The sequence below is a fragment of the Adlercreutzia equolifaciens genome (assembly GCF_029076695.1).
GTDB classification, from domain to species: domain Bacteria; phylum Actinomycetota; class Coriobacteriia; order Coriobacteriales; family Eggerthellaceae; genus Adlercreutzia; species Adlercreutzia equolifaciens_A.
The window spans coordinates 175,210-183,473 of sequence record NZ_JARFIK010000002.1 but is presented as its reverse complement, the minus strand read 5'-3'; the positions used below and the strand labels follow the sequence as shown (position 1 = coordinate 183,473).

The following is an 8,264-nucleotide window of genomic DNA, read 5'->3' as shown; positions in this document are numbered from 1 at the left end:
ATATCTATCTTTCTCTGTGCCTGAGAAGAGGTCCCTGATTACCTCTTCTCAGGACTTAGCGCCCTCGCTTCCCTGATTAAGCAAAGGCCTTTTTGCTGATCAACAGGCACATCTAATACCGGACATGCCAAAACACAAGCTCTCACTTGTAAGTGTAATATTAGCAACACTTTGGCAACGCCGTAAAGCCTTTTGTTACAAGAAAAAGGGTAAATGACCAGGGATTTCTTTCCTTTGCGCATTCTTGAAAGATAGTCAATAGTCATTCAGTCCTCCATATCTTTCGTTGCCATGTTGTAACTTTTCGTTGAAAAGAGAAAATCGAACGATAAAAACCCTGTTCAAAAGGCGATTATTGACTTTACGGCAATAGATTTTTGTTCTTCTGCGCGATCTTCCGTCAGATGCCCGACGGAAGCAGCTATCCAATTCTTCTCCTTATGGAATTATTTTTCTTGCTTATGGATTTCGCCCTGAAAGGGCGCAAGAGCCAATTGGATTCCTCTCCGAAAATCGGGCATGATGCAGGCAACGGAAATTGCGCGCACACCGCCAAAGGAGGCCCCATGAATCCCAACGCCACCATCACTGACGAGGAGTTCGAGGCTTACCTCCAGCGTATTCGCGCCCTGGCCGAAGGCCCCTTCGAAGAGATGCAGAAGGAGATCGAGGTTACCAACAAGTTCCCCGAGGCCTTCTACGATCTGGCCCGCGAGAACGATCTGTACCGCTTTTACCTGCCGGCCGAGTACGGCGGCTGGAACTTGAACGAGCAGGAAATCCTGCGCGTGCAGGAGGAGTTCTCGCGCGGACCGGGCGGCATGCGTATGCATCTGCACCATGCCGCCGACATGAACTGGCGCATCCTGGACGATTACGGCAAGCCCGAGCTCAAGGCCCGCTATATGAACAAGTTCCAGGACAAGTCCATCTACTGCAACTTCGCCATCACTGAACAGACAGGCGGCACGGGAGCCGACCTGCACACCACGGCCATCAAGGACGAGGATGGCAACTACATCCTCAACGGCGAGAAGTGGCTCATTTCCCATACCGACTGCTCGGACTTCACCTATGTCATCGCCGTCACCAACCCCGACGACCCGAAGGACACGCGCCTGTCGGCGTTCTTCGTGCCCGTTGATGCCGAAGGCTTCGAGACCATTCCCATGCCCCACATGATGGGCTGTCGCGGGGCCGGCCACGCGGGCCTCAAGTTCACCAACGTGAAGCTTGATCCGATGTACCTCCTTGGCGAAGAGGGCCAGGGCATGGAGGTGGCCATCCATTCGCTGTCGGTGTCGCGTGTGCACATCGCCTGCTCGAATTTGGGTATGGCCCAGCGCATGTTGGAGATGTCACTGGCCCGCGCGGCCAACCGCGTCACCTTCGGCAAGCCCATTGCCACACGCCAGGCCATCAAGATGAAACTTGCCAACATGCAAATGATGATCCACGCCCTGCGCTGCGCCGTCTACGACTTCGCCCGCGATTTCGACAACGACCCCCATGGCCCCTATATCGAGGAGAAAGCCGCTATATGCAAGCTTTTGTCCATCGATACCGTGAAGCTGGTGTCCGATGAGATGCTGGAGATCTTCGGGGGCGACGGCTACTTCGAGGACTCCCCCTACGGCCCCACCGAGCGCCTGTACCGCGATTGCCGCGCCATGTGGCTCGAAGAGGGCGCGCCCACGGTGCAGCGCATCACCATCGCCCGTGAATGTGAGAAGCACGGCGGCCAGATTGGCTACCAGTTCGACGAGACGCCACCGTACCCGGCTGAAGAGGCCGCTGAAGGCGCGGCAGATGCCTAGTCGCTAGCTCGAACCCATCAATTCCTTGCCGCGGCGCTGCCCGGCACCCCTCCCCTCCACGCCCCGCCCCGACTCCTTCCGGGGGCGGGGCGCTCCATTGCGCGAAGTCTTCGCAGGAAAGAGGCTGTCGCACCCGACGGCCTTGGGGCACCGGCCCATTCGCATCCGACGATGCGCTAAGGCTGCTAGGTTCCAAAACCTCGCCATTTGGTTCCCTGAAGTGTGCCAAAACCTGCCGCATCGGTTCCCCATCGCCAAGAAACCCCAGGTCGGAGACCCCCGAGAAACAAAGTCAGGGAACCAAACTGACCCATTCTGGAACCTAGGCGAGCCCCGAAGGCTCAGTCAAGCATGGAGCCTACGCGAGTCCCGCTAAGTCGCGGGCCAGGGCAATCATGTTCTCGACAGCGCGCGTTTGATAGCGGTTGCGGTCATAAACCAGATAGATGGGATGGAAGCCCGCGCGCGCCTCTTCCAGGCGCACTGTGCGCAACTGCGGGAAAGGCGCCAAGCCCAAGGTGTCCAAAGAGATGCCCACGAAGGTCGGATCAGCCGCAATGACGCTGCCGAGGGTTATCTCGTCGTCACACCACTGACGTTCGCGGAGTGCCACGCCGCACCACTCCACGAACCGGTGCACTTCATCGCCCAAGGTGGTGCCTTGGCGATAGGTAACCACCGGGGCATCGCCCACGTCAGAGAGCGCAATGGCCGACCGTCCAGCCAGCGGATGATCCTCGTGCACCACGGCCACTAGATCCTGCGCGCCCAGCGGCACAAATTCCAGGTTGGGCCTATGCTCAACGCGGGCGCAGAGAGCTAGGTCGTATGCACCCTGCTCTACCTTTTCGACAAGGGCCTTCGTCAGCCCCTGATATAGCCGTACGTCTACCGCGCCACCGTAGCGGCTGCGATACTCTTGCAAAAGACGCGGGAGGATGCTGTCCTGAACGGTATACACCGTGCCCACATCCACCGTGCCCGAAAGGCTGGAGGCGTGTTCCTGGGCAATGCTCGTCCCCTTGTCGATGCTGTGCAAGCCGGCCGCTACGTACTCGTAGTACTCGCGGCCCCATTTTGTCAGGCGCACATTGCGTCCCGTGGGCTCGAACAGCGGCACGCCCAACTCGCGCTCCAGCTGCTTGATGGAGTTCGAAAGCGCCGGCTGCGTGATGAAAAGCGCCTCGGCTGCCTGCGTATAATGCTCCACTTCGGCCAGCTTCTTGAAATAGCGCAACTGGGCAAGATTCATTGGCTCCCCCCCCGAAATCCCATAACCACCCAAATGAGACCAGTCGGACGGTTGGCTGTCTCATGGGACCCTCGGTCAGCACGCTCAAATACCTGATTGGCATCAGTTTATCATGGCAGCTTTCGCGCCGCCGCTTCACTCTATAGCGGCCAGCCAGTTATCGTCCGAAAAAGGAAGGCGACAGGACTTCCAAAGCGGCAGATCAGGTGCCAGAGGACCGGGAAGCGCGCTGTCAACGACCCTCGAAAGGCCCTCTTCTCCATAGGCGATCGCCTCGCCGCAAAATACCCGGTCATTGTCGACGAACTCCGCAAATGCATGTACCATCCAAGGGTACAGAACTCCCCCTTTTGTCAAATGGGCAGTCTCAACAAAACGGGGCAGCCACGGAGCGAGGTGCTTCTGCAAAAACTGAAGCTGATTACGCATGGCTCGCGCAAAATCTTCCAGATGATGCTCCTCAAGAGCCTTGAGGGCTTGCGCTGACTCGAACGCCATAAACTGCGCCTCCAGCGCAACATGGGTCTCGTCTATCCGGTGGAAACGCGCGGTTTGCCAACCCGCCTGTTGATAGCACCGCCGCACTGCCAATGTCTCTTCTTGGAACAAACAGGGCTCACCCCCCATATAAAGCGCACCCCAACAGGGGCTTTCGGGCACGCCTGGCCCTACAAACATGCGAACGTACTCGCTCGGGGCGCCCTCGAGCACTCGCTCCACGTCAAGCTCTTCAAGAAAGCGACGAAATGCGCTCAGAGCAGGGTTTTCGGCGGCAAAGGGCTCAAGTGCGTCAAGCGTCGCCGACGAGATCCACCGATCCAGCAGCTCAGCTGTCATGGGGCCGCAAAACACATTATGGAACGCTGCGTACAGGTAGGTACGCGCAGCCAGCAATTCTTCTAGCTCTCGAAGATCTTCGTTCACCGTCATTCCCCCTTTCGCTCCCAGGCGGGGGGCGCACTGGGCGCCCCCCGCTCTGTCTGCTACAAATCCTCGATAACGCGGCCTTCACCTGCAGGGACGCTCATCATCTTGATAAGAAGATTGGGGCTTGTCACCCCCGCATCGGGCATAGCACCCATCTGTTGCACAAGGTCATCACCGTACTTGGCACGCAAAGCATCAAGCTCACCAAAGTCAAGAGCTCGATTCATGCAGCTCGTTACGCATTGCGGCACCATGCCCGCATCGCGCAAGGTCTTACAAGAGTCGCACTTTTTCGTATAGCCCTCGGCGCTTACGTATTGGGGGGCACCGTAGGGACAGGCGTTCACACAGGATTGGCAGCCGATGCACACGGTGGTGTCCTGCATCACGACGCCCGTCTCCGCGTCCTTCGCTAAAGCACCCGTCGGGCACACTTCCACACAGGCAGGGCTATCGCAGTGGTTGCATCCTATTGACAGGTGCACAATAGAGGGACCCGGGTAAGAGCCAAACTCGTAGGTAGTCACTCGACGGGGATGCACCCCCATCTCCGCCACATCGAATCTCTCCAAACAGGCCACCTGGCAAGTACGGCATCCCGTGCATTTAGTCGCGTCGAAATAGAATCCCAAAGACATCGTTGAACTCCTCCCAGATTACTTTGCGTTTTCAAAGGGGTCGCTGTCGTACGCGAAGTCCACTTCGACATCGCACTTCTCGAAGTTCACAACAGCATTGTTGTAGCCCGACAGAGAGGGCATGTAATTGCTCATCACCGGTGCCGTCAAACTGTTATCGCACGATCCAATATCGACCCAGTTGTCGGGATCGCTCTCATCAAGCTTTAGATGTCCCCCATGGGTCAACCCTACGCAGCCCGGCATAACAGATGCCATGGGTTGACACTTACGGCGCATGCGCCCTCCGTGCGGACTCGTCAGCTCAATCGTGTCACCTGCCTTCAGACCCTTCGCCTCCGCGTCCTCGAGACTAATATATACCGGAGCTTTGAAGGCGTCCTGCACCCAAGGCTCATAGTCGGAGCTGTGAATACGACGCAGGTGGTGTAAGTTGAAAATCTGGAATGGATAGTCCCCTTTAACCTGGGCATCCCAATCGGCGAAGGTGTGCTCATAGCCCGATGTGGGCACAAAATAATTGGGGTACGGCTTAATAGGCTCCTCCGACAAACCCGAGGCATTGAAAACATCAGCCTTCGTCTGGCAGTAGATTTCGAATTTGCCCGACGGCGTAGTGGGAATCGGATTGGCTTCCGGGTCGGTGATATAGGCCAAATAGCCGTAGTTCTTCGAGAAAGCATCGCCCTCTTCTCGGCGAACCTGGTAGCCGCCCTGTTCAATAAAGTCGCGGTAGTCGATGAGGCCCTCGCGCGACTCAAGAACCACACCAAACTCATCGATGACGTCCTGGGTAAACCCAATAATGGGCGTCGCCTCACCTGCAGCGTCCATGGAGACGGCGCTTGCCAGACAATCGAAGGCGGCCTGGGCCTCGTTCACGAACAGCGTCGAAGTATCCAGTCCAAGACGCTCTGCCAACTCCATGGCTAACTGAGTACGCGACTTCGCTTCGTAAAGTGGAGGAACTAGCGCCGTACGCGCAGGGAGCAGCGCGGTACCCAGCGCCGACCCTAATTCCGACGTGTCACCAGCGAGACTGGGCCATACGTTTTCCTGCAGATCGCCCTCCCATGGCGAACAGGTAGGGAGCACGATGTCGGAATAAAGCGCCGGCGTTGTGGCATTGATACCACTTGCCATAACAAATTCGCACTGACGAAACACCCTAACCGCATTGAAAGCGTCAATTTTGGCATTGAAGTAGTTGTTCGTGCCGTTGAGAATCATTTTGATGTCGATATCATGCTCCACACCCGGATGATAGGCGGGCATTGGAGATGCCTCGTCCTCGTAGCAGACCGTTTTGCCCTGAAGAATAGAGCGCCACATGACAGGAGCATGCAAATAGATGTTCTTAGTGGGGTTCTCCTGCGGAAGACAGGTGCCTGACGCAGACGTGGCGACCGTTTGTCCGGGAATGCCAAAGGCGAACATGTTGTTGCCGATGCAATTGCCGGGCCTTCCCACATGACCACCCATCCAGGCGAGGGTAAACACCGCTTGAGGGAAGTTTTCCGCACCCACATTGCGCGCGGCACCGCAGCTATAAATATAGGCCACATTGTTGTCTTTTGCGCAAATCTGGGCAAATTCCTTGATCAAGTCGACGGGAGTCCCGCAGATAATAGTTGCCCATTCAGCGTTCTTCTCTACGCCATCGTACGTACCGCGCAGATACCCTTCGAAGCTCTCCTTCAGCTTAGCGTCCGCCGGCATATGCGCATCGTCAAAGCCAACGCAATACTTATCCAAGAAGTCATGATCGATGACGCCACCCTGCTCATCGTCCAATTTGACCATTTCACCCATCACGCCCAGAAGGAAGGCAGTGTCCGTGCCGGGTCTCACCGGAATCCAAAGCGCCTCTAATTGTGAGGCTGTTGCATTGCGGTCAGGACCAATGCTGATGAATTTGGCGCCGCGCTCCTTTGCCTCCTGAAAGTGAATGAGGTGACTCTGGGCCGACCAGCCGACATTAGCACCTTCAAACACAATATAATCGGCATTCACATAATCCTGGAAATCATTCAATCCACCGATGCCTAAAGCGTTGGCTCCGAAGTAGAGCGTTCCCACACCTGAAGCTCCCGGCGACTGCGTGTCGATCACATCAACATAACCGCCCATGGCGCACATAATGCTCTTATAGGGATCTGCGTAGGTGCTTCCGAGCACGGCGGTAGGACCATAGCTCTCGTATATGCGCTTGATTTCAGAAGCCGCCAGATCCAAAGCCTCGTCCCAGCTAATAATCTCCCACTCGTCCTTGCCGCGCATTTCTCCATTCGAGTTGGCGCCGCCGCCAGGCTTCCATCCTTTACGTTTCATGGGGTATCGTATGCGACTCGGCCCGAATATTTCCTGACGACGGGCGCGACCCTTCAGGCAGGCTCTCCGCTGAGGGTTCACCGAGCTATCTTCCTCGCTCTCATCGGTCTTAATGCGCACAACCGCATCATCCACTACGTAGGCGAATTTCCGGCACCGGCCGGCACAGCCATTGCCCGTCTCGCAAGCAAAGGGCAGCCACGAGCCTTCCCCTTGAGCAATCATTCGATCGACCGACTGCTCAGGTAAGGCAGCCGCATTGACGATCGCGCCTTCCTCACCAGTGCCGGACAAGGGCTCGTTGCTCGGTGCGCAGCCGGAAGCCACTGCCGCCGCAGCGGCCATACCCGCCGCTGTAGCCTTCAGGAAGCTACGACGGCTGAACTTCGCCATCGATTCGGTTTCATTGCGTGCCATGTCTCTCCTCTCTCTCCGTTTCCGCGAAGGAAGACAGACCCCCTCGCGTCACGTATCACGATAGGCGAGGTATAATGTGCGCGCCCAACCAACTAGGGGTTGCCTGTACCACCTTTTCAATGTTGCCTAGGCCACACAGCCAGCAAGCGGGGGATCATGATTGACAACTGCTCTGATAACTTTTTCTGCGCACAGCTGCCCGAACCAGTTCGACGCCGCCTTTGCGAGCACTGCGTGAAGACAACCCACGCCCAGGGCACTAAGCTCAAAGTCGACGCCAATCGACCCTGGATTGTCCTTGATGGGCTTCTGATCAGCACTGAACAGGGGAAGCCAGCCTCGCTCTCGGCGCCCGGTCAAATGAACCTCAACGAGACGTTTATTGTCGACGCCGCTACGTCGCTGCCCTTTCTGGATAAACATATCGAGAAAAACATCGACCAGATCTACTATCTATGCCTGCGAACCACCACACTCGCCTCAGTACCGAACGGCGTCGTTCACGAACTCCTAGATGATTACGACTTTCTCCGTGCATCCTGGAACAACATGACGCAACTGCTGACCATTCTTTCCTCCTATACCTCAGCGGTGTACTTCGGCACTGCCAAGGATGCTGTCCGGTACGTTGTGCAACTTGCGGAGTCCTGTGGTATCGACAATCTTACCCATCGGGAAATAGCCCTCATGACGGGGCTCAACCGCACCACAGTCACCAAGACCATGCACGAAATCAACCTGGAAAGCGCCTAGAAAAGACCCAGCACACTACGAATTCGACAAAAGCTTAAGACGGAGAAGGGGGCTTAGCCCCCTTCTCTTACTAGCTCTGAATGTACGCTTGCCGTAGTACTCTTTTTTGCACCAAGCGCCGTGCGAGAC

The 8,264-nt window shown here is 56.7% G+C and carries 7 protein-coding genes; 2 read left to right on the top strand and 5 right to left on the bottom strand.

Annotation, left to right across the window (positions count from 1 at the left end):
- Positions 1–38: 38 nt before the first annotated feature.
- Entirely contained in the window at positions 39–266 is a 228-nt protein-coding gene (locus PZH32_RS06870; RefSeq protein ID WP_275207132.1) for a hypothetical protein, read from the bottom strand.
- Between the two features lie 300 nt (positions 267–566).
- Here PZH32_RS06870 and PZH32_RS06865 point away from each other — a divergent pair, with 300 nt between their 5' ends.
- Positions 567–1,817 carry an acyl-CoA dehydrogenase family protein gene (locus tag PZH32_RS06865; protein WP_275207131.1) on the top strand — a complete coding sequence of 417 codons (1,251 nt, stop codon included), beginning with the start codon at positions 567–569 and terminating at the stop codon, positions 1,815–1,817.
- Between the two features lie 358 nt (positions 1,818–2,175).
- Here the strand turns inward: PZH32_RS06865 and PZH32_RS06860 are convergent, their stop codons facing one another.
- From PZH32_RS06860 to PZH32_RS06845, 4 genes are all read right to left on the bottom strand, one after another.
- Positions 2,176–3,069 carry a LysR family transcriptional regulator gene (locus PZH32_RS06860; RefSeq protein WP_275207130.1) on the bottom strand — a complete coding sequence of 298 codons (894 nt, stop codon included), beginning with the start codon at positions 3,067–3,069 and terminating at the stop codon, positions 2,176–2,178.
- A gap of 135 nt (positions 3,070–3,204) precedes the next feature.
- On the bottom strand, positions 3,205–3,999 hold the full coding sequence (locus PZH32_RS06855; protein ID WP_275207129.1) for a TorD/DmsD family molecular chaperone: 795 nt from the start codon (positions 3,997–3,999) through the stop codon (positions 3,205–3,207).
- A gap of 53 nt (positions 4,000–4,052) precedes the next feature.
- A complete protein-coding gene (locus PZH32_RS06850; protein ID WP_275207128.1) occupies positions 4,053–4,634 on the bottom strand; it encodes a 4Fe-4S dicluster domain-containing protein in 582 nt (193 codons plus the stop codon).
- Positions 4,635–4,652: 18 nt separating this feature from the next.
- A complete protein-coding gene (locus tag PZH32_RS06845; protein ID WP_275207127.1) occupies positions 4,653–7,382 on the bottom strand; it encodes a molybdopterin-dependent oxidoreductase in 2,730 nt (909 codons plus the stop codon).
- Positions 7,383–7,538: 156 nt separating this feature from the next.
- Here PZH32_RS06845 and PZH32_RS06840 point away from each other — a divergent pair, with 156 nt between their 5' ends.
- Positions 7,539–8,135, top strand: a complete 597-nt coding sequence (locus tag PZH32_RS06840) for a hypothetical protein (RefSeq protein ID WP_275207126.1) — start codon at positions 7,539–7,541, stop codon at positions 8,133–8,135.
- The last annotated feature ends 129 nt before the right edge of the window (positions 8,136–8,264 follow it).